This is a genomic window from Nocardia sp. NPDC003963, from assembly GCF_053605105.1.
Window position 1 is genome coordinate 143,226 of sequence record NZ_JBSGIP010000004.1, and the last position, 20,607, is coordinate 163,832.

At 67.2% G+C, this 20,607-nt stretch carries 17 protein-coding genes and 1 pseudogene; 5 read left to right on the forward strand and 13 right to left on the reverse strand.

The genetic code is table 11. The features are described 5' to 3' along the window. Positions 1-179 precede the first annotated feature (179 nt). Positions 180-371, forward strand: coding sequence for a hypothetical protein (locus ACWEWT_RS12715; protein WP_452558549.1), 192 nt, complete (start codon positions 180-182; stop codon positions 369-371). A 365-nt stretch (positions 372-736) separates the two neighbouring features. Here the strand turns inward: ACWEWT_RS12715 and ACWEWT_RS12720 are convergent, their stop codons facing one another. The 8 genes and pseudogenes from ACWEWT_RS12720 to ACWEWT_RS12755 form a co-directional block, all read right to left on the reverse strand. Next, positions 737-1,732, reverse strand: a complete 996-nt coding sequence (locus tag ACWEWT_RS12720; RefSeq protein WP_452558551.1) for a LacI family DNA-binding transcriptional regulator — start codon at positions 1,730-1,732, stop codon at positions 737-739. Positions 1,733-1,781: 49 nt separating this feature from the next. Then, the gene (locus ACWEWT_RS12725) at positions 1,782-3,029 is read right to left on the reverse strand and encodes an alpha-hydroxy acid oxidase (protein ID WP_452558553.1); all 1,248 of its coding nucleotides are present in this window, start codon (positions 3,027-3,029) and stop codon (positions 1,782-1,784) included. Beyond that, positions 3,029-4,480, reverse strand: coding sequence for a rhamnulokinase (locus tag ACWEWT_RS12730; protein WP_452558555.1), 1,452 nt, complete (start codon positions 4,478-4,480; stop codon positions 3,029-3,031). The genes ACWEWT_RS12725 and ACWEWT_RS12730 overlap by 1 nt, the downstream gene beginning before the upstream one ends. Continuing rightward, positions 4,477-6,513 carry a bifunctional aldolase/short-chain dehydrogenase gene (locus ACWEWT_RS12735; RefSeq protein WP_452558557.1) on the reverse strand — a complete coding sequence of 679 codons (2,037 nt, stop codon included), beginning with the start codon at positions 6,511-6,513 and terminating at the stop codon, positions 4,477-4,479. The genes ACWEWT_RS12730 and ACWEWT_RS12735 overlap by 4 nt, the downstream gene beginning before the upstream one ends. Before the next feature lie 34 nt (positions 6,514-6,547). Beyond that, a complete protein-coding gene (gene rhaI, locus ACWEWT_RS12740; protein WP_452558559.1) occupies positions 6,548-7,735 on the reverse strand; it encodes an L-rhamnose isomerase in 1,188 nt (395 codons plus the stop codon). Between the two features lies 1 nt (position 7,736). Continuing rightward, on the reverse strand, positions 7,737-9,101 hold the full coding sequence (locus tag ACWEWT_RS12745) for an MFS transporter (protein ID WP_452558561.1): 1,365 nt from the start codon (positions 9,099-9,101) through the stop codon (positions 7,737-7,739). 58 nt (positions 9,102-9,159) lie between these two features. Further along, entirely contained in the window at positions 9,160-9,510 is a 351-nt protein-coding gene (locus ACWEWT_RS12750; protein WP_452558562.1) for an L-rhamnose mutarotase, read from the reverse strand. 213 nt (positions 9,511-9,723) lie between these two features. Then, positions 9,724-10,380, reverse strand: a pseudogene (locus tag ACWEWT_RS12755) (nucleotidyltransferase family protein). 3 nt (positions 10,381-10,383) lie between these two features. On the opposite strand from ACWEWT_RS12755, the gene ACWEWT_RS12760 reads away from it, so the two are divergent. Together ACWEWT_RS12760 and ACWEWT_RS12765 are read left to right on the forward strand one after the other, a co-directional pair. Beyond that, positions 10,384-11,169, forward strand: coding sequence for an alpha/beta fold hydrolase (locus tag ACWEWT_RS12760; RefSeq protein WP_452558564.1), 786 nt, complete (start codon positions 10,384-10,386; stop codon positions 11,167-11,169). Between the two features lie 439 nt (positions 11,170-11,608). Further along, complete coding sequence (locus ACWEWT_RS12765) at positions 11,609-12,235, forward strand: RNA polymerase sigma factor (protein ID WP_452558566.1); 627 nt, start codon at positions 11,609-11,611, stop codon at positions 12,233-12,235. Between the two features lie 44 nt (positions 12,236-12,279). Here ACWEWT_RS12765 and ACWEWT_RS12770 read toward each other — a convergent pair whose 3' ends face one another. From ACWEWT_RS12770 to ACWEWT_RS12790, 5 genes are all read right to left on the reverse strand, one after another. Continuing rightward, complete coding sequence (locus ACWEWT_RS12770; RefSeq protein ID WP_452558568.1) at positions 12,280-12,417, reverse strand: hypothetical protein; 138 nt, start codon at positions 12,415-12,417, stop codon at positions 12,280-12,282. Between the two features lie 103 nt (positions 12,418-12,520). Then, the gene (locus ACWEWT_RS12775; RefSeq protein WP_452558570.1) at positions 12,521-12,832 is read right to left on the reverse strand and encodes a hypothetical protein; all 312 of its coding nucleotides are present in this window, start codon (positions 12,830-12,832) and stop codon (positions 12,521-12,523) included. Between the two features lie 1,138 nt (positions 12,833-13,970). Beyond that, positions 13,971-14,123 carry a hypothetical protein gene (locus ACWEWT_RS12780; RefSeq protein WP_452558572.1) on the reverse strand — a complete coding sequence of 51 codons (153 nt, stop codon included), beginning with the start codon at positions 14,121-14,123 and terminating at the stop codon, positions 13,971-13,973. A 440-nt stretch (positions 14,124-14,563) separates the two neighbouring features. Then, positions 14,564-15,871, reverse strand: coding sequence for a fatty acid desaturase family protein (locus ACWEWT_RS12785; RefSeq protein WP_452558574.1), 1,308 nt, complete (start codon positions 15,869-15,871; stop codon positions 14,564-14,566). Positions 15,872-16,698: 827 nt separating this feature from the next. Then, positions 16,699-17,514 carry a class I SAM-dependent methyltransferase gene (locus ACWEWT_RS12790; RefSeq protein ID WP_452558576.1) on the reverse strand — a complete coding sequence of 272 codons (816 nt, stop codon included), beginning with the start codon at positions 17,512-17,514 and terminating at the stop codon, positions 16,699-16,701. A 71-nt stretch (positions 17,515-17,585) separates the two neighbouring features. Here ACWEWT_RS12790 and ACWEWT_RS12795 point away from each other — a divergent pair, with 71 nt between their 5' ends. Together ACWEWT_RS12795 and ACWEWT_RS12800 are read left to right on the forward strand one after the other, a co-directional pair. After that, positions 17,586-18,188 carry a TetR/AcrR family transcriptional regulator gene (locus ACWEWT_RS12795; RefSeq protein ID WP_452558578.1) on the forward strand — a complete coding sequence of 201 codons (603 nt, stop codon included), beginning with the start codon at positions 17,586-17,588 and terminating at the stop codon, positions 18,186-18,188. Positions 18,189-18,471: 283 nt separating this feature from the next. After that, the gene (locus ACWEWT_RS12800) at positions 18,472-20,448 is read left to right on the forward strand and encodes a neutral/alkaline ceramidase (RefSeq protein WP_452558580.1); all 1,977 of its coding nucleotides are present in this window, start codon (positions 18,472-18,474) and stop codon (positions 20,446-20,448) included. Positions 20,449-20,607 lie beyond the last annotated feature (159 nt).

Below are 20,607 nucleotides of genomic sequence, written 5' to 3' on the forward strand. Positions count from 1 at the left end.
GGGAACGCTCGCCGGATTCGGGCGGTGATCGCGACGGGGCCCTCGTCGATGTCGTACTCGCCGCCGGTGTGACCGGAAGCGCGGTCACGGTTCGTCCGCCACATCTAAGATGAAGCGCTCTTCTCGACTCGATTACGGCAGAAAGGTTTTCGATGACAAAACCTGGCTCGAGGTTTTGGGTGTCCACTATCGGACTCTTGGCGGCACCACTGGTGATGGCCGCGCCGGCTGCGGCGGAGGGATTGCCGTTGACTCCGCCGGCGACCGATTCGGCAACGGCGGTGGATGCACCACCGCCGTGCGTCAATTACCCCGGCAACATCCCCTGCAACCTGTCCACCTTCTCGGCCTCGCTGGGCATAGGTCGCTGACCTCGCGTTTCATCGTTGTCTTCGGTCCGGCGGCCCACCCGTATCAGCGGGCGGGCCGCCGGGTCCTCCTCGTCCAGCGGCCGGTAAACGCCGGAACGTAACCGGTTTCGGCCGGATGGACCATCCAGTGCTGTGTCCCGGGTTCGGCGGAAGTGGCCCGGGAACGCGGACTCGTCCGGAAGGCCGACCGGTACGCCGTGGGAGTGGTGCCACGACGATGCCTGGCCTACGAACCGGAACGGTGCTCGAGGACGGCCGGCACCCGAGGACCGGGTCACCGAGTTGCCGCCCACCCGGCGCTCTGTCGAACCGCTGCCGAGTATCGCTGATACGCAACCCGATACGGAGTGCCGACGGCCCGGTGACTACGCGGTCGAAGCGCGCTCGATGAGATCGGGGCGATAGCAGATATGTTCGGGTTCGTTTCCGATACCGTTCGCGGCGGCGACCAGCAGGTCGACGGCGGCGGCGCCGATGTCCGCGCGGGGCTGGCGGATCGAGGTGAGCGGAACGACCGCGGACTGCGCGAAGTCGATATCGTCGTAGCCGACCAGCGCGACGTCGTCCGGTACCGCGACCCCACGCAGGGTCAGGGCCTGCATCACTCCGATGGCGAGCAGATCGTTGACGCAGAACACGGCGTCCGGCCGGTCACCGGCCGGTTGGGCGGCGAGGCGTTCACCGGCTTCGCGGCCGGCCAGCACGGTGGGCGCGGGCGTATCGATCACGGTGACCGTGACGCCGGGGTGGTCGGCGGCGGCGCGGCGGGCGCCGGTGCGGCGATCGGTGATCTGCGAGAGCGAGGCCGGGCCGCCGACGACGGCGATGCGGCGGCGCCCGCGCGTGCACAGATGCCGTACCGCCAGATCACCGCCGGCGATATCGTCCACGGCCACCGAGGAGAACGGAGTGCCGTGGCCGTCGCGGTCCACCAGCACCACCGGCACACCGCGCTTGCGCAGCGCGACCAGACGTTCGTGATCATGTCCCGACGGGGTGATCATGAGTCCGAAGATCCGCTGTTCGTCGAAGGTGTCGACGTAGTCCCGTTCGCGGCGGGGATCGTCGTCGCTGGAACCCAGTAGCACCACGAGATCGTGCTCGGCGGCCCGCGACTGCGCGGCGCGGGCGACATCGGAGAAGAACGGGTTGCCGATATCGAGAACCACCAGGCCGACACACCGGGAACGGCCCGCCCGGAGCTGGCGGGCCGCGTCGTTACGGACGAAGCCGAGGCTGTCGATGGCGGCGTGTACCCGTTCGACGGTCGCGGGCGCCACCTTCTCCGGTGCGTTGAGCACATTGGAGACGGTGCCGACCGATACCCGGGCCGCCGCGGCGACCTCCCGTACGCTCACCACGGGTACCCGCACCTCCTCCGTGCCGGTATCGGCACCTCGCCCGGATCGCTCAACTCCGATCTTGGCCGGGCACAGCACGCGGGGCAAGTCTGGTCAGCTGGGTGACGTGGCGGGGCTCCAGTTCCTCCAGGCAGGTCACGCCGAGCAGTCGCATGGTGCGCTCGATCTGCCCGGACAGGATCTCCACGGCCCGGGTGACGCCGGCCTCGCCGCCGGCCATGAGGCCGTAGAGGTAGGCGCGGCCCACGAGGGTGAAGCGGGCACCGAGCGCGATCGAGGCGACGATATCGGCACCGGACATGATGCCGGTATCGAGCACGATCTCGGTATCCGCGCCCAGTTCCGATGCCACCTCGGGTAGCAGATGGAACGGCACCGGCGCGCGATCGAGCTGGCGCCCACCGTGATTCGACAGCACGATCCCGTCGACTCCGATATCCACCACGGCCCGCGCGTCCGCGAGGGACTGGATACCCTTGACCACGATCTTGCCCGGCCACTGCTCCCGGATCCAGGCCAGATCCGCGAAATCCACGGTCGGGTCGAACATGGAGTCCAGTAGTTCGGCGACAGTGCCCGACCAGCGGTCCAGCGAAGCGAAGGCCAGCGGTTCGGTGGTGAGGAAGTCGATCCACCAGCGTGGCCGGGGGAGCGCGTTGAGCAGGGTGGCCGGTGTGAGGGCCGGCGGGATGGACATCCCGTTGCGGGTATCGCGCAGCCGGGCCCCGGCCACCGGCACGTCCACCGTCACCAGCAGGGTGTCGAAACCCGCGGCGGCGGCCCGCTCGACCAAGGCCATGGAACGGTCCCGGTCCTTCCACATGTAGAGCTGGAACCAGTTGCGGCCGTGCGGGTTCGCCGCCGCCACATCCTCGATGGATGCGGTGCCCATGGTGGAGAGCGAGAACGGGATACCGGCGCGGCCCGCAACCCGGGCGCCCGCGTATTCGCCCTCGGTCTGCATCATCCGGGTGAAGCCGGTCGGGGCGATACCGAACGGCAGCGATACCGGCCCACCGAGAACATCCCAGCCGGTGGTGACCTTCGAGACATCGCGCAGGATCGCCGGATGGAATTCGATATCGCGGAACGCCTGGCGTGCGCGGTCCAGGGAGATCTCGCCCTCCGCGGCGCCGTCGGTGTAGTCGAAGGCGGCACGCGGGGTGCGGCGTCGAGCGATCCGGCGCAGATCCTCGATGGTCAGCGCGGCGTCGAGTCGTCGCGCGACACCGACCCGCGGCTTCTCGAACTGGAGCAGCGGTGCGAGATCGCGGGGCTTGGGTATCCGGCGTTTCATCAGCCTGCCTTTCTGACGGGTTCGGTGCCCGGCGCGTACCGCCGCGGCGGGAACGCGGCGCCCACCTCGGCGCGCAGCGCGTCCACATCGCCGTGCAGCAGGCCGTGGGTGCGGGCCTGTACCAGTATGTTCCCGAGCGCGGTCGCCTCGACCGGGCCGGCGAGCACGGGGACGCCGGCATGCTCGGCCAGCAATCGGCACAGCAGCCGGTTGCGGGCGCCACCGCCGACCAGGTGGACGGTGCGAACCGGGACGCCGGTCAGGTCCGCGGCGGCCCGTACGCCGGCGGCGAGGGCGGCGGCGAGACTTTCCACGATGGCGCGGACCATCGGGATCGGGCCGTCCGGTACCGGCAGTCCCCGCGCGGCGTACCAGTCGGCGATCCGGCCGGGTATATCGCCGGGGGTGAGGAAAACCGGGTCGTCCACGTCGAAGACGGCCGCCGGGGCGGGCATGTCGGCGGCCGCGGCGAGCAGCCGGGCGAGGTCCACCGTGCGGTCGGTGCGCTGCCAGTGCCGCACCGATTCGCTGAGCAGCCATAGACCCATGACATTGCGCAGGTAGCGGGTGCGTCCGTCGAGCCCGGCCTCGTTGGTGAAGTTGGCCGCCTGCCCGGCCGCCGAGACCAGCGGTGCGGGCAGTTCCACGCCGACCAGACCCCAGGTGCCGCAGGAGATGTAGGCGGCGGCCTCAGGTGCCATGGGCACCGCGGCCACGGCGGACGCGGTGTCGTGTGAGGCGACGGTGGTCAATGTGAACGCGCGGTCCAGCCCGAAGGTCGCGGCGACGCCGGGTAGTACCGGGCCGAGCGTTGTGCCGGGTTCGACCACGTCCGGGAAGAGGCCGGGTAGTTCCAATCGGTTTCTCAGCTCCACGTCCCAGCCGCCGTCCAGCGCGAGCAGTCCGGTGGTGGAGGCATTGGTGCGCTCGGTGACCCGGGCGCCGGTCAGCCAGTAGCCCAGGAGGTCCGGGATCAGCAGGGCCTCGTCCGCGGATTCCAGCGCACCCGACAGCTGTTCGGCGGCGAGCTGGTAGATCGTGGTGAAGGGCAGGAACTGCAGTCCGTTGCGGCGGTAGAGCTCGTCGCGCTCCACCACCGCGTGCACCGCGTCCACACCGGCGGCCGAGCGGGTGTCCCGGTAGTGGTAGGGCAGCCCGAGCGGTGCGCCCTGCCGGAGCAGTCCGTAATCGACTGCCCACGAGTCGATTCCGGCACCCAGGAGGTCCGGCTCCAGCCGGGCGGCCGCGGCGAGCCCGCGTCCGATATGCCGGTACAGACCGGGCAGATCCCAGTGCAGCGCCTCGCGCCCGCCGTGCCACAGCGGTAGCGGGTCGTTGGCGAACCGGGCGACCTGCCGCATGGCGATACGACCGGGGCCGACGTCCGCGAGCATGACCCGTCCGCTGGTGGCGCCGAGATCGACGGCCGCGACCGCGCCGGTGCCCTTCATCGAAGGAACGCCGCGGCGACCCCGGCGTCGACCGGTACGTGCAGACCGGTGGTATGCGAGAAGTCCGTACTGCACAGCGCGAACGCGGCATTGGCGATGTGCTCGGGCAGCACCTCCCGCTTGAGCAGCGTGCGCTGCGCGTAGAAGGCGCCCAGATCGGACTCCTCGACTCCGTATACCGCAGCGCGCTGCGCGCCCCAGCCGCCGGCGAAGATACCGGAGCCGCGGACCACCCCGTCCGGATTGATGCCGTTCACCTTGACGCCGTGCTCGCCGAGTTCGGCGGCCAGCAGGCGCACCTGATGCGCCTGATCGGCCTTGGCGGCCGAGTAGGCGATATTGTTCGGCCCGGCGAACACCGAGTTCTTCGACGAGATGTAGAGGATATCGCCGCCCATACGCTGGTCGATCAGTGCGCGGGCCGCGGCCTTGGATACCAGGAACGAGCCCTTGGCCATAACGTCGTGCTGCAGATCCCAATCCGCCTCGGTGGTCTCGAGCAGCGATTTCGACAGGGAGAGACCGGCATTGTTGACCACCAGGTCCAACCCGCCGAACGCGAGCACCGCCGCGTCCACCGCGGCCCGCACCTGCTCCTCGTCGGTCACATCGGCACCGAAGCCGATCGCCACATCGGCCGAGCCGATCTCGGCTGCGACCTCGGCGGCCTTGTCGCCGTCGCGGTCCGCGACGACCACGCAGGCGCCCTCGGCGGCCAGTCGCTGCGCAACGGCCTTGCCGATACCGGAGGCCGCGCCGGTGACCAGCGCGATCCGAGTGGCCAGTGGTTCGGGCTTCGGTCGTCGTGCCAGTTTGGCTTCCTCCAGCGCCCAGTACTCGATCCGGAACTTCTCCGCTTCGTCGATCGGCCGGTACCGGGATACCGATTCCGCACCCCGCATGACATTGATCGCGTTCAGATAGAACTCACCGGCCACCCGGGCGGTCTGCTTGTCCGCGCCGTAGCTGAACATGCCGACCCCCGGGATCAGCACGATCGCCGGGTCGGCACCACGCAGGGCCGGCGAGTCCGGGGTGGCGTGCCGCTCGTAATAGGCGCGGTACTCCGCCCGGTAGGCCTCGTGCAGTTGGGTGAGTCGCTGCGTGCACTGCTCGAGCGAGGCGTCGGCGGGCAGGTCCAGGACCAGCGGTGCGACCTTGGTGCGCAGGAAATGATCCGGGCAGCTGGTGCCCAGCGCGGCCAGTCGCGGATGCTCTGCGCGGGAAAGGAATTCGAGCACCGGCGCGGTATCGGTGAAATGCCCGACTTGCCGCCGGTCGGTGGACGCGAGCCCACGCAGGAACGGTGCCAGCGCGGCCGCCTTCGCCCGGCGCTCCGGTTCCGGCAGCGCGTCGTATCCGGGCAGTACCGGGCCGAACGGCTCCGCCTTCCCGTTCGCCGCGAGGTACCGCTCGATGGTGTCGATGATCTGCCGGGAATGCGCCTCGGCCTCGTCGGAGGTATCGCCCCACGCGGTGATGCCGTGCCCGCCGAGGATGGTGCCGACGGCCTGCGGGTTGCGCCGGCGGATCTCGGCGATATCCAGTCCGAGCTGGAAACCGGGGCGCCGCCACGGCACCCACACCACCCGATCGCCGAAGATCTTCTCGGTCAGCTCCGGGCCGTCGACGGCAGTGGCCAGCGCGATCCCGGAGTCGGGATGCAGGTGGTCCACGTGCGCCGCCTCCACCAGGCCGTGCATGGCGGTGTCGATGGAGGGGGCGGCGCCGCCGCGGCCGTGCAGGGTGTAGTCGAACGCGGCGACCATCTCGTCCTCGCGCTCCACGCCCGGGTAGACGCCGGTCAGCGCGCGCAACCGGTCCAGCCGCAGCACCGCCAGACCCGCCTCCGTGAGAGTGCCGAGATCGCCGCCGGAGCCCTTGACCCACATGAGTTCGACAGGCGCACCGGTCACCGGGTCGGTATCGGTGCCCTTGGCGGAGGTGTTGCCACCCGCGTAGTTGGTGTTCTTCGGGTCGGCGCCGAGCCGGTTGGACCGGGCGACGAGTTCCGCGACCGTGGGGTGGGTCATGGCGAGTGGTTCCTCTTTCTGATGGTCGGTGTGGTCAGGCGCCCCAGGAGGCGGCGGTACCGGTGCGTTCGGCGGCGAGCCGTTGCTGCTGTCCGGAGCGGGCGTAGGCGGCCATCGGGTCCTCCGGCAGGCCCCGTTCGGCGCGCCGGGCCGCCAGCACCGGCCGGATATCGGTGTAGAACGCGTCCATGAACACCGCGTTGGCGCCGAGCACGTCCCCGGATTCCTGGGCGGCGCTGAGAGCGTCGAGATCGACCAGCGCGGCGCGTGCCGTCATCTCCTCGACATTGAGCACCGAGCGGAGCTGGCCGGGGATCTTGTCCTCGATGTTGTGGCATTGATCGAGCATCAGCGCCACCCCGTTCGCCGGATCCAGTCCGCCGCCGCGCAGCACCTCGAACAGGATGCGGAACAGCTGGAACGGGTCCGCGGCACCGACGATCAGATCGTCGTCGGCGTAGAAGCGGGAGTTGAAGTCGAACGATCCCAGTTTCCGCAGGCGCAGCAACTGGGCCACGATGAACTCGATATTGGTGCCGGGTGCGTGATGGCCGGTGTCCAGGCAGACGACCGCCCGTTCCCCCAGTGCGGTGACCTGGGCATACGCGGTGCCCCAATCCGGCACATCGGTCATGTACATGGCCGGTTCGAAGAACTTGTACTCCAGCACCAGCCGCTGGTTCTCGCCCACGTGCTGGTAGATGGTGGCCAGCGATTCCGCGAGCCGGTCCTGCCGGCCCCGGATATCGCCCTGCCCCGGGTAGTTGGTGCCGTCGGCGAGCCAGATCTTCAGATCCCGGGAGCCGGTCCGCCCCATGATCTCCAGGCAGGCCAGGTGGTGGTCGACGGCCTTCTGCCGGATGCGTTTATCGGTGTGGGTCAGACTGCCGAACTTGTAGTCGTCGTCCTGGAAGGTGTTGGAGTTGATCGTGCCGAGCCGGACACCGAGATCCCCGGCGTAGCGGCCGAGTTCGTCGTAGTCGGCCACGGTATCCCACGGGATGTGCAGCGCGACGCTCGGCGCGAGACCGGTGAGCCGGTGCACGGTGGCCGCGTCGGCGATCTTCTCCTGCACGGTCCGGGCTGTGCCCGGGGTGCCGAACACTTTGAACCGGGTACCGGAATTCCCGAATGCCCAGGACGGCAATTCGATCGCAAGGGAATCCAGGACGGAGTCGATGGACACGGGCGATACTCCTTTCGCGACGGACGGGCTCGGCATATCAGTGACCTCCCGCGGGCGCGGCCTCGAGCCCGTGTCCGGTCACGGTGCCGGGATTCGCTGCGGCACCGGCGGTTCCGGCGATCGGGCTGCCGTACCGTTCGACCTCGATCTCGCGCAGCGTCTTGCCCTGGGTGCGCGGGGCGAAGATCGCGCCGATCGCCAGGGCCACGGTGAGCAGGCCGATCAGCAGCAATCCGACGACGGTGAGACCGGTGGCCGCCAGCATGGTCGGGAAGAAGTAGCTCAGCAGGCCGGTCGCCGACCGCACCACGAAGAACATGAACCCCTGCGCGCTGGCCCGGTACGGCGTGGCGAACAGTTCGCTGGTCCACAGGCTGTAGAAGGCCTGCGCGCCGATACCGCTGGAGATACCCCACAGCACCGCGAAGATCAGCAGTGTCGGCATTCCGGCATCGGTGAAGAACACCAGTACGCACCAGGCCAGCACACCGAGTGCCGCGCCGATCACATAGAGCAGCCGCTGGGAGATCCGGTCGGCGTAGGCCATGAACCCGAAGTAGGTCGCCGCGACCGTGCATCCCCACACCAGCACCTGCAACAGGTTCTGCTGGACCGCGCTGTGCACGCCCGCGCTGTCGTAGACCCGCGGCATGAAGATTCCGGCCTGGCCGGCGACGGTGTTCCAGAAACCGTAGATACCCATCAGCACGAGCAGCGCGGTGATATTGATCCGGCGCGAGAAGAGCCCGCGCAATCCCTGCCCGCCGGTGGTCGAGCGGACCTGCGCTCCCGCGCCCGATACCGCTTCGTCCTGCCAGATCCTGGATTCGGCCAGCCCCTGCCGGATCCACCAGACGACCGCCGCCACCACGAACAGGTGCAGGAAGATCAACCGGGAGCCGAGCAAACCCAGCGGCGCCAGTGCCGCGGCCAGCGCGAATCCGATCAAGGGCCCGACCGACCAGGCCAGCTGGGCGGTGCCGACATGGCGGGCGCGGTCGGTGGTGGGCGCCTGTTCGGCGATATAGGTCCAGGAAGCGGGGACCCCGGCACCGACCGCGATACCCGTGATCACGAATGCGGCCAGCAGCATCCCGAAGTTCATCGCGAAGGTCGCGAGCAGTACACCCGCCATGTATACGAGCAGGTCGTAGGTGTAGATCGCTTTCCGCCCGAAGCGGTCGCACAGCGGCCCGCCGATACCCGCGCCGATCGCCGCCCCGAAGGCATTGGCACTCAGCGCGGCCAGTAGACCGACGGCGAAATTGCTGATGCCGAACTCGTCCTGCCAGAAGGCCAGGCTCGTGGCGATGGCGATGATGGAGCCCGCCTCGATGTAGTTGGACATCGCGACGGATATCGTCGCTTTCCACCCGGTGGTGGTTCGTGCGCCTACCTTCATGGTCTTCCTCGGGGTCTAGCAGGGGGTTGTTCGAAGTGAAGTCGGGACGAGCCGGGGCTCAGTCGAGGTGGAAGTACTCGGTGAGGCGGTGCATCGTCTCGTCCGGCCGCGCACCCTGCGCCACCCGGGTGGTGGGTGGCCGGAAGTACTCGGCCATCGTCGCCTGCCAGCGCGCGTTGACCCCGGTGGCCGCCATCGCGGCCTGGGCCTGCGCGAAGTCGGGGGTCTCCAGGTAGCCGACCACCAGGCCGTCTTCGGGACGGAGGAACAACGAGTAGTTCGTCCAGCCCGCCGAACGCAGTGCGTCCAGCATGTCCGGCCATACCGCGGTATGTGCGGCGAGGTAGTCGTCGATCCGCTCCGGGCGCAGGGTCAGCACGAAGCAGACGCGTTCGATGGTAGGGGGCATACCGGGTTCCGCCTCGTCGTTGAAACGTTTCAATACGTGAACGCCGTCACTGTACGTCGAGGGAAGTGACCTGGTCAACATCGTGCCGAAAACTTCCGTCACTCGACGTCGTGCCCGAATGGGACAGGCCCGGCGTCTCCCGGACCGATCGCGGCGGAACCGGCGGCAACCACAGACCGTCACCGCCGGCCGGGCATTCGCGTTCGGCGTCGACTATTCCGGCGTTGCCGCTGTCGGCCAGGGCAGCACGGTCAATTCGGGCCACTGACGGAGCCAGCGGCGGGTCTTCGCCTCGTAGACAGTGCGCGGTGCGAGCACGGGATTGGGGCGGACGACGAGGTTGAACACGTCCGACAGCCCGTGCGGGGCGTAGACGCGCCAACGCCCACCAGGTTTTTCGAGGCGAATCCCCACACATCAGGTGGTAGCGGCGAACGAGTCGATCGCGTCCTCGGTGGACTTGTGGGCGGGACACGGCGTCCCGAACTTCGCCTCGTACCAGAGATGGACGCGCGCCTCGTTACGGATCTCCACGTCGGCCGGTATTCCGGCGAAGACGTGCTTCGCCGACTGGATGACCACATCCTCCGCCTCCCAGGACAGGTCGGCGGCGTCGAAGTAGAACAGGTCGTAGTCCGTGATGCCTGTGCCTCGCGGAAAGCGTCGATCTGTTCGTCGAGAGGCAGTTGGCTGATCACCACCAATGCCTATCACCGCACCGGGACGCACGGCGTCCGCCGACGGAGCACCCGGCGGGCGGCCGCCCGGAGTCGCCGCCCGCACTTTCGTTCTACCGATGAATCCTTTGCTCCTGTCCCGTCGCTGTACAAGAACCGGCCGGACGGTCGACGGGTAACTCGAAGGGAACACCAGGTGGACACCGCAATCTCAGTCGACGGTACGAAGCTGGCGTACGACGTCCGCGGCGACGGTCCCGTGCTCGTCTACATCACCGGCGCGACCTGCTTTCGCACATTCCGGCCCGTCGTGGCCGACGCGAAGGCGTTCGCCGCCGAATTCACCGTCTACACCTACGATCGGCGCGGACGCGGAGACAGTGGGGATACGCTGCCCTACAGCGTCGCGCGGGAGGTCGAGGATATCGAGGCGATCATCGACGCCGCGGGTGGCCGGGCCCATATATACGGCCATTCCTCCGGTGCGGTACTCGCGCTCGAGGCGGCGTCGCGGTTGCCGGAGAAGATCGACCGAGTCGTTGCCTACGACGCGTCCTACGTGCACGACGAGGCGGAGCGAGAATCGTACGCGGCACTGTCCCGCGAGGTGGAGTCGCTACTGGAGAAAGGCGCCGACGGCCCGGCGGTGAAACGATTCCTGCGCGGTATCGGTATGCCGGGCGCCCTGGTCCACCTGCTCCCGATCGTGCCCGGCTGGCGCGCCATGCGCGCGCTCGCTCCCACGCTCAGGTACGACATCGCCCTGACCGAGGACCTTCCTCCCTACGAGCGTTTCACCGGAATCGATGTGCCGGTACAGATCGCGGTCGGCGAGCGGAGCCCGGCGGGCCTGCTGGATGTGGCCCAGCGATTGGCCGCGGCCGTCCCGGGGGCGGAATGTCGTGTCCTCGCCGGCCAGAACCATATGGTGAGCGCCGAAGCGCTGAAACCGGTACTGCGGGAATTCCTGCTGGCGGTGTGATCGCTGCTCCGCACTGTGCGCGATCCGCGCTCGTGACCACACCCGGCCGCGAAGAATCGCGAGGAACATGCTCGATGGTGCGATGCACTCGCCAGCGGCCCCCCAGTGGCGACCGGCGGCGCGATACGCCTCGCGGATCGCGAATCTGTGACATAGTGCCACCAGGCGGTAGCGAATTCCGACCGGCCCGGCCCTCGGTGTGCCCGGCCCGGCTTCGCCACGCTTCGTGGGCCATCCGGCACGAGCGTATTACCTACTCCAGTGTTTCCGGTCGTGGGACGCGTCGTCCGTCCCCGAGATCGTTCACTGATCCGCCGACCCGTGTCATTCACCCGGCCCCTGTGGCCGGCCCATGCCCGCATCCGCGCGACAGATGGAGTGAAAGATCTTGCCCGACAATCGAATTACCGCCGAAGCCGAGCGAACGCGCGTCGAGAACATGACCGGCCGAACTGGCGAAGCGCTCGTCGCGAGCGGACGCGGTCCGTCCGAGGCGTTCGGTGAGCTGACCGCGGTGACGGCGGACGGATCCGGCGGCCCAGCGGACGAGCAAACGGATCCGTTCGGTGAGCTGCTGCTGGAAGCATACGATTCGGGCGGTGGCCTCCTGCTCGGCTGGGTCGGCCGGCAGATCGGCAATCGGCCTGATGCGGAAGATATCGTGCAAACAGCTCTGACGCGGGTCTATGCCGCCAAACCCGACGTCACGACCGCCGCGCAGTTGCGTGCGTACCTCTGGACGGTCACCAGGAACCTGGTCCGTGATGCCTGGCGGCGCGCGGCCGACGATCGGGAGCGACTCGATATCGAGGGCGCCGAGCGCATCGCTCTACTCGCCGACCGCGCGGGTCCGCGTTTCGAAGATGTCGTCGTATTGCGCCGAACGCTGCTGGGGGCGCTCGGCACATTGCCCCGACGCGAGCGCGAAGCCGTGGTGCTCCGGGTCTATCGGGGCAACACCTACGCGGAGACCGCGCGGATCATGGGAGTCTCGACGGGAACAGCGAAGAGCTATGTGCACGACGCTCTGCGGCGAGTGCGGGACGGGCTGGACCCGACCGCATAGTCTGCGGACTATATCCGGTGGTGGCCTCGGTACACACCGGCTCGTCAGGTGTCGAGTTCGTAGGTACCAGCGAATACCGTCCCGTCGATGAGATAGCGGCCCAGGGTTGTTTCGTTCGGCTTGCGCGGGGATTGGAGGACATACCGATCATGCAGTCGGCCGAGTACTCCGGATGTCTCCACGGCGCCATGATCTCGATCGGATGGTCGGGTTGTTCAGTGAGCGATTCGGTGTGCTGCTGTCGAAGAACCGCTCGACCTCGCCGCGGTCCCGTGGACCCGGCGACTAGTACGTGTCGCGGAACTGTTCTTTGAGCAGGTCTATCGCTGCTTTTATGACAACGCGGTCCTTTTCTTTTTCCTCTTCAGTGAGTCGGTCGTAGGGTAGGGATTGCTCGGGTGGTGCCCAGGCGCGATTTCGTTCCAGCCACGCATCGTGGACTCGGCTGCTCGATGCCTCGACGAAATCGGTTCTACTGGGATCGCGGCCGGCGAGGTGTTCATCGAGGACCAGTGGTGTTGCCACTTTCGCCGACTCCTGATTTTCCCGCCGGTAGTCCAGCGGCAGGTCTCGGTAGGCGGTGTTGGCGATGTCCACCTGATCGGTTCCGTGAGCAGCGACCCAATCCGGATCGTCCCGGACCTGTTTGGGGCGTGGTTCGAATCGCCCGTCGGGACCCAGCCGAGGTTTGCGCCATAGTTCGTGTAAGCGAGACGCCAGTTCTTCGGTCAGCTCACTCGAGCTGGCCCTCAGGTCGTTCACCGGACGCCTGTAGTGGGGCGAACCACCGAAGACGGCGCTCGTGGCCCGTCCATGGGAGTCGGCGGGCATATGTTTAGCCGCCGTGTCGTCGTGCCGCTTGAATGCTGTGCCGGCGTCACGTAACGCCCGGGCAGCGTCCCTGTTGGGAAATTCGCGAGCACGAGCGTAATGCGGCCCGAGCTCCCGCGCCCTCCTGAGTAACTCCGCTACCACTGCTGCCCAGGAATGACCGGACATCGAATTACCCTCCGACTGCGTGTACAGAACGCCGGCGACCCCGCCGACACATGGATCGGCCGCTCCGGCTGGAACGGCGCACCCCGAGTGACCGGAGCAAGCCGATTCACGCGATGGGACCGATGAGTAATGGGTCCGAAGGCAGGTGTGTACGCGCCGTAAACGGCTCTGCGAGTATTGGTTCGTCAATTGTGGATCGACGACGATTCGATTTTCGCAAATTGTGTCGACGGATTACGGATTACTTTTACGATCGAAAACTCGACCGCGCCTGTGCGGGGCGGCCTCTATCGGCGTCCGGGCGCCGGGTTGTTCAGCGGAATCTGTGTGAACGACGCTACTGGATCGCGTCGTCGCCAACAATTCGGTAGCTGTACAAATCCGAAATTTCGTTCCCGGAACACATTTCGACCGGCATCGTTTGTCTTCGATGCACAACTCTCGATCACTCGGATGGCAAGTCTTACGCTGAGGCCTTCGGAAACGCTGTATGTGGGCGGAGGTGATCATCTCGCCGGTACCCGATAGGTGCGTAGTTCGATGAGTGGACCGACTCCGGTGAGATATCGGCAGTATGGGCCGGACAGGAGTCGCCGGGCTAGCGGCTCGAGTCGGTCCACCCTATTCCGACGACGGTGGTATCGAAGTCGGCGCTGCTGGTGAAGAAGGCATCGGAAGTACTCTGATAGACGAGTAGCGGACTCCGCGCCGCTCCGGTCTCGGAGTGGTTGGCGTGCTACCACGTATCCGTCGGCGCGTCGTACCAGCCGTAATCGAAGTTGAGAAAACCCAGGCGGTTCTGGTCGAAATCGCCCCACATATTCACCTGACCGGTGGCCTGTCGGGGGAGAAAGCGGCCGTACTTCGGGGTGTCGGTCGCTTCACCCACCGGATGGCCGTCGAGGAGGATCTCCCGGCCGGAAGGATCGCGGGCGAGTCCTGTCCGGACCAGAAATGCTTGGCGAAGACGACGGGCTTCCAGTCGGCCGGGGCGCCGGTCGTGGGCAGGTAGCGGGCCACCTCGGACAGCTGTGACAGGTCCGGGTCGTCGTGCACCCGGCGCAGGAAGTCGGCGGTGTCCGCGGGCCCGGTGGCGAGGACGGCGTCGAACTCGGCGGCGTAGAGTCCGGCCGTCCGGCAGCGACTCGATCGAGTTCTGGCGGCGGAGTACGACGTGCCCGAGACGCCGCGCAGATGCCTGTTTCCGAACAGATCGCTGGAAGAGTCAGTATGGTGCGCAGCCGAGTCACGAGATGCCCGACAAGCCCGCCCCGCACTGTCGGCGGAGTCGCCGCGTGGTGGGACAGGGCCGCGCATTCGGCCGTCCTGTCATCGGCGGGGTATCAACGATACCGAGACCCAGCGCCGGATGCCCCGGCCGGCTCCGGGAGCTGCTTTTCGTTGCGCGGCGGCCGCGGCCAATGCGGTGCGCAGGCCGCGCCTGGCGCCGGTGACCAGGTCGGTCTGTTGCCGGGCGGATCCGCCACCCGCGGTGGGCGGAATGTCGAAGAATTTCCGTTCGGAACTGGTTTCGGCGGCATTGTCGCTGGTATCGCGCAGGAACCGATCCGGGAGCGCGAGTTTCCAGATCGTGCGATACGTCAGCCAGAACTGCGCGGGTAGTGAACCGGTGGTGTAAGGGAGATCGTATTTATCGCACAGGGCACGAACGCGTCGGGCGATCTCGGGGTAGCGGTTGCTCGGCAGATCGGGGAACAGGTGGTGCTCGATCTGGTAGCAGAGATTGCCGGTCATTATCGCCAGTACGGGGCCGGCGTGAAAGTTGGCACTGCCCAGCAGTTGCCGGAGATACCACTGCCCGCGGGTTTCGTCGCGCAGCTGTTCGACGGTGAATTTCTCGGCTCCGTCGGGAAAATGACCGCACATGATCACCACGAACGACCAGATGTTCCGCAGCAGCAGTGCCGAGGCGTTGGCGGTGAGCGTGCGTGTGAAATTCCGGCCGCTCAGAGCCGGATAGAACAGCAGATCCTTGCTCGCCTGCCGGGCCAGCTTTCCGGCGAACTCGATATTCGGTGTCGACCGCCACTGACTCCGGGGTATGTTCCGGCGCCGACGCTCGAGTGCCAGATCGTGTACGGCGATGGCGATTTCGAAGCCCGCCGCGATGAGCAGGCTGGTGGCCGGCTGGAGCAGATGGACCGGCCGCCACGGCTCGTCGCGCGTCATGCGCAGGACGACGAAGCTCAGGTCCGCGTCCATGCCGTACACGTTCGTGTAGGTGTGGTGCACGTAGTTGTGCGAATGCCGCCAATGTGCGGACGGTCCGGCGAAATCCCACTCCCACCCGGCGGAATGGATCTCCGGATCGTTCATCCAGTCCCATTGCCCGTGAGTGATGTTGTGCCCGGCCTCCATCATCTCGATGATCTTCGAACTCGCCAGCATCACGGTGCCGGCGATCCGGGCGGCCCGGTACCGTCCACCGCACAACAAGGTCAGGCGCGCCGCTGTCTCGAGGCCGCGCTGAAAGGCGATGACGCGCCGAATATAGTCGGCATCGCGCTGTCCGAGGGAGTTCTGGATATCGGAGCGAATCTGATCGAGCTCGTGGCCGAGTGACTCGATATCGGCCTCGGAGAGATGAGCGAACGCTTGTATATCTGTGATGGCCATCGAGGGTGCTACCGAACTCCTCCGGCCCGGCCGATGCTCTGTGACCGGCAGGCCGCGTCCGTCGTGGCCGGAACCTCGGCCAGCGAAGTGATAACTTTTGCTCTGCCGGGTGGTATCGCTACCGGATCCGACAGCGCGGCGGATTGGAGCTCCACACTCATCTCCTCGATAAGAACATCTGGGGTGCTTTCGGACTTTCTTGCCATTGATGTGCGGGATCCGGACGTCTCGATTCTCACGAGATCGGCACCCTTTGGTGAGAAATCGATTCCTTCGATCCGGAAGCGTCGTCTCCTGTGACGAATGCCTGCACGGATCTGGCCTTCTCTACCGCAGTATCGGTCCGGAAGTCCGAATCACCTCGGCATATTCGTTCGAAGTCGCAGTATTTGCACCGGTGCTCGGCGGATTGTTCGGAAGCTCGCGGAAGTGACAGGTATGACCGTCATCGATACTGCGCGAGAGAATATTTGGAACGCTTTGTTTTCGCACTTCCTCTTTCGTCCGCACTGATACCGGGAAACGTGTCGAGATCGGTGCGGACAACCCTACTTACACGGTGTGTTGCGAACAATTCGTCCACTGCTTCTACGGGAAAGTTTGTTCGCATTGCACATTCGGGGGAGCGTTCTTGTACCCGTCGCACAAGTTCACCGGCGGGTGGCCGGACGGCCGGTGAATGCGCTGTCGCGGCGGTGCGGTGCCGGTCGACGACCTTGTGGCCGGCGCGGGTACGCGATGGATGGCTTCGGCCCGCCTGTGACCCGCCCCGGTTTCGTTGCGCGGTCGCGGCATGCCTCGCTCGGTGGGCATTTGTGCGGCGGTCGTCAGGAAATGCCCGGGCGTGCGGCGGTCGTGGCCAGGGTGGTGTAGTCCATCGTGAAAGACCCACCCAGCGAGTCGATGGCGTCGCCGACCGCGTTCGATATCTCGGCCAGCTGATCGGGGTGGAGCCGGGTGAGGCCGCCTGTGGTGGGTAGCAGTTCCAGCCATCGGTCGCGCGTATAGGTCTGCTGCCAGTCGAATTGCCACTGTTCGGGATCGCCGAACAGTTCGGTCTCGCGGATCCGGTCGGCGAATTTCGTATATCCCGCCCGATAGAGGTCGAGGGGTCGCCGGGCCGGCTGGCCGCTGAAGGGCGAGTCCGGCGCGACCCGCCGGAAGGCGGTGGCGAACGGTTCCGCCACCTCGGCGGGCGGCTCGTACACATGGCCGAAGATCGCCAGCCGTCCCCCCGGCCGCAGCACGCGCGCCGCTTTCGCTGCGCCGGCCAGCGGATCCACCCAATGCCACGATTGAGCCGCGACGACCGCATCGAACATCCGGTCGCCCGGCTCCCATTTCTCGAAGGTGGTGACCTCGACCCGCAATCCGCGGTCCCGCGCGAAATCGGCCATCCGCGCATCGGGTTCGACGCCGAGCACCGTGCAGCCCGCGGCGCGGAACTGGCCGGCCGCGATGCCGGTACCGCAGCCGACATCGAGCACATCTGTTCCCGGCGCCCCGGCGAGGATTCGCGCCACCAGCGTTTCCGGGTAGCGGGGCCGGGCCCGATCGTAGCGCTGTGCGTCCACGCCGAACGATGTGGCCATGTGCTGAGACTCCGGGGACGGTTCGCGCTGTTCCGGCGGCGTTGTGGGCATGCGCCCACTTTAGTGGGCACATGCCCACTGTGCAATTCTGTCAGTGGTCAGACGTACGAAAGGATCTGTGAGTGCCGACTGGGGTGCACCTTCGTGACGCGCGACAGCAACTGTTCGACGCTGCCGAACGCGTACTGCTCCGCGCCGGGCCGAACGGGCTGACCAGCCGGGCCGTCACCGATGAGGCGGGCTGCGCCAAAGGTGTTCTGCACCGGCACTTCGACGACTTCGACGGTTTCCTCGCCGCACTCGTGCTCGATCGGGCCGCCCGGCTCGAGGCGCAGGGGAGCGCGCTGCGCGCGTCCGCCGGCACCGGTACGGTGGTCGCCAATGTGACCGGCGCGCTGACCGCTGTGTTCGGGCCGGTCCCGATAGCGATCATCCCGCTCATCACCTTTCGTGACGAGCTGCGCGCGCGACTGCGCCGAGCCAGGCCGGGCGGCGGCGTGGCGATTCTCGCCGAGGCGACGACCGCGATCTCCGCCTACCTGACCGACGAGCGGGAACTGGGCCGCATCGCGGCCGATGCCGATATCGACTCACTCACCCTGTCGCTGGTCGGTGGCGGGCATCTGTTGTTCACCGACCGCGACGCCCGCCCGCCGACGATATCGGCAGTCGAGAAGTTCGTCGCCGCGGTACTCCCCGGCACCGCGCGCCGCCGCCCGGCCTGAGCCGGGCAGCGGCACCGACCGGCACGCAAGCGAGTGGCCGACGACCGGCCCCTGTCTCCGCCACTCGGGCGGACCGATCTCGCGGGTACCAGAGTCCTGTACGGATGTGCCGATCGGACCCGCACGCGTCGGACAGTTCGCCGAGCGAGCGATATCGGCATGAACGACCGGCGAAACCGTAGCTCACGCAATGCAATCCCGACTTTGTCCTTGCTAGTTTGTCTGTGCAATCAATCCGGACCGCTGTCGCGGGCGGGTTCCAACAGGACAGAAGAAGAGGTCGATGCCGGAAACGAACTACTCGACCGACCGTCATCTGGTCGGGCGTGCCATTGCCGACATCACCGGAGAACCGGCCGAAGCCGGCATGCTCGGCTACGGAAAGGCCGATCAGAAGACCACCGGAATCCACCTCCGTTTACGCTCGCGCGCTTTCGTCTTCGCGGATCCGCTCTTCGATCGCCGGGTGCTGCTGATCGTGAACGACCTGCCGTTGATCTTCTCCAGCATCACCCAGGAGGTGCTGCGCCGGCTTGCCCAGCTCTTCGGCGATGCCTACACCGAGTCCAATGTGATGATCACCGCGACCCATACCCACTGCGGGCCCGGCGGTTATTCGCATCACCGGTTGTACAACGGGTCGGACGGATTCCGTCCCAGGACCTTCGCGGCGATCGTCGACGGGATCATCGAGGCGGTCGAGCGGGCGCACGAGGATCTCGCCCCGGCCACCCTGCGCCTGATACACGGCGAGCTGCGCGACGCCAGCGTCAACCGTTCGCGTGCGGCATTCGACCGGAACCCGCAGGAGGATCGGAAGTTCTTTCCCGATGCCATCGACCCGCAGACGACCCTGCTGCGCATCGATCGTGACGGCGACCCGGTCGGTGCCGTCAACTGGTTCGCCACTCACGGTACGTCGATGACCGACCGGAACACGCTGATCAGCGGTGACAACAAGGGCTACGCCGCCTACCACTGGGAGCACGATGTCGAAGGCGTGAACTATCTGGCGGATCCGGACCCCGACTTCGTCGCGGCCTTCGCGCAGACCAATTCCGGCGATATGTCGCCCAACCTGGACGGTAGGCCCGGCGAGGGCCCGACCGGTGACGAGTTCGAGAACACCCGGATCCTCGGCCTGCGCCAGTACGAGGCCGCGGCGAAGCTCTCCGCGGGGTACATGCCGCGGATGGCCGGCAGTATCGATCACCGCCTGGTCCATGTCGACCTGTCCGCGGTGACCGTATCCCCGGAGTTCACCGGCGACGAGCGCGAGCACCGCACCGGCCGGCCGGCCGGTGGAGCGGCAGCCTTCGCCGGCGCGGGGTACGACGGGCCCACCCACTGGAAGTCGTTCCGCGAAGGACGAAATCCGATCTGGGATCCGTTGTCGCGGTTGGCGTACCGGTTCGCGCCCGCGCTGCGGGACGCGCAGGCGCCCAAGGCGATCGTCGCTCCGGGGGGACTGCTCAACCGGATCGGGCCCTATGTGCAGGAGAAGGTCCCGGTACAGCTCGTGCAGATCGGTGAGCTGTACCTGCTCGGTATTCCGGGCGAGGTGACGATCACCGCCGGTCTGCGGTTGCGGCGCACGGTGGCGGCCGTTCTCGGCGCCGAGCTGACCAATGTGCTGATCGCCGGGTACGCCAACGCCTATATCCATTACGTGACCACCCCGGAGGAGTACGACGCGCAGCGCTACGAGGGTGCGAGCACCCTGTTCGGCCGATGGGAACTACCGGCCCTGCAGCAGGTCGCGGCGCAGCTCGCCACCGCGATGCGTGACGAGAGTGCGGTACCGTCCGGTGCCGCGGCGCCCGATCTGTCGGAGTCGCAGCGGCCCGTGAAAACGGCATTGTCGCCGGACTTCCCGCCGGTGGGGTACGACTTCGGTGACGTGCTGAACGAGCCCGCTTCGGCATATCGGGCGGGGGAGCGGGTGAGTATCGAATTCGCCGGTGCGCACCCCAATCACGACCTACATCGCGGCAGCACCTATCTGATGGTGCAGCGGCGCGACGGGGAGCGCTGGCGGATGATCGCCGACGACGGTGACTGGACGACCACGTTCAGCTGGGCACCCGGCCCCGCCTCGAGCTCGCAGGTCACCATTGTCTGGCACAGCCCCGCCGACGCGGCCCCCGGCACCTACCGGATCCGGTACTTCGGCGACGCTGTGAAATCCGGCAGCGACAGCGTTCCCATCAGTGGCACCTCGCCGGAGTTCCTGATCCACACCGGGGATCAGGTCGAATGATCACCCCCGGACGCGCCGACGGTGCGCCGCAGGGCGGGCTCGTCCTCCCGCTCTGAGGCTCAACCGACTGGTCCGTCGTCGCCGGTGACACCGGCGGCGACGGCGCCCGGCGGGTCCGCGGGCGCCTGTCGCCGGAACGGGCCGGTCTCGCCTACCGAG

Excerpts from the sequence above, each read along its gene's own strand:
- ACWEWT_RS12725 (WP_452558553.1), bottom strand. The coding sequence starts at position 3,029 with ATGAAACGCCGGATACCCAAGCCCCGCGATCTCGCACCGCTGCTCCAG.
- ACWEWT_RS12730 (WP_452558555.1), bottom strand. The coding sequence starts at position 4,480 with ATGAAGGGCACCGGCGCGGTCGCGGCCGTCGATCTCGGCGCCACCAGC.
- ACWEWT_RS12735 (WP_452558557.1), bottom strand. The coding sequence starts at position 6,513 with ATGACCCACCCCACGGTCGCGGAACTCGTCGCCCGGTCCAACCGGCTC.
- rhaI (WP_452558559.1), bottom strand. The coding sequence starts at position 7,735 with ATGCCGAGCCCGTCCGTCGCGAAAGGAGTATCGCCCGTGTCCATCGAC.
- ACWEWT_RS12745 (WP_452558561.1), bottom strand. The coding sequence starts at position 9,101 with ATGAAGGTAGGCGCACGAACCACCACCGGGTGGAAAGCGACGATATCC.
- ACWEWT_RS12750 (WP_452558562.1), bottom strand. The coding sequence starts at position 9,510 with ATGCCCCCTACCATCGAACGCGTCTGCTTCGTGCTGACCCTGCGCCCG.
- ACWEWT_RS12765 (WP_452558566.1), top strand. The coding sequence starts at position 11,609 with ATGACCGGCCGAACTGGCGAAGCGCTCGTCGCGAGCGGACGCGGTCCG.
- ACWEWT_RS12785 (WP_452558574.1), bottom strand. The coding sequence starts at position 15,871 with ATGGCCATCACAGATATACAAGCGTTCGCTCATCTCTCCGAGGCCGAT.
- ACWEWT_RS12790 (WP_452558576.1), bottom strand. The coding sequence starts at position 17,514 with ATGCCCACAACGCCGCCGGAACAGCGCGAACCGTCCCCGGAGTCTCAG.
- ACWEWT_RS12800 (WP_452558580.1), top strand. The coding sequence starts at position 18,472 with ATGCCGGAAACGAACTACTCGACCGACCGTCATCTGGTCGGGCGTGCC.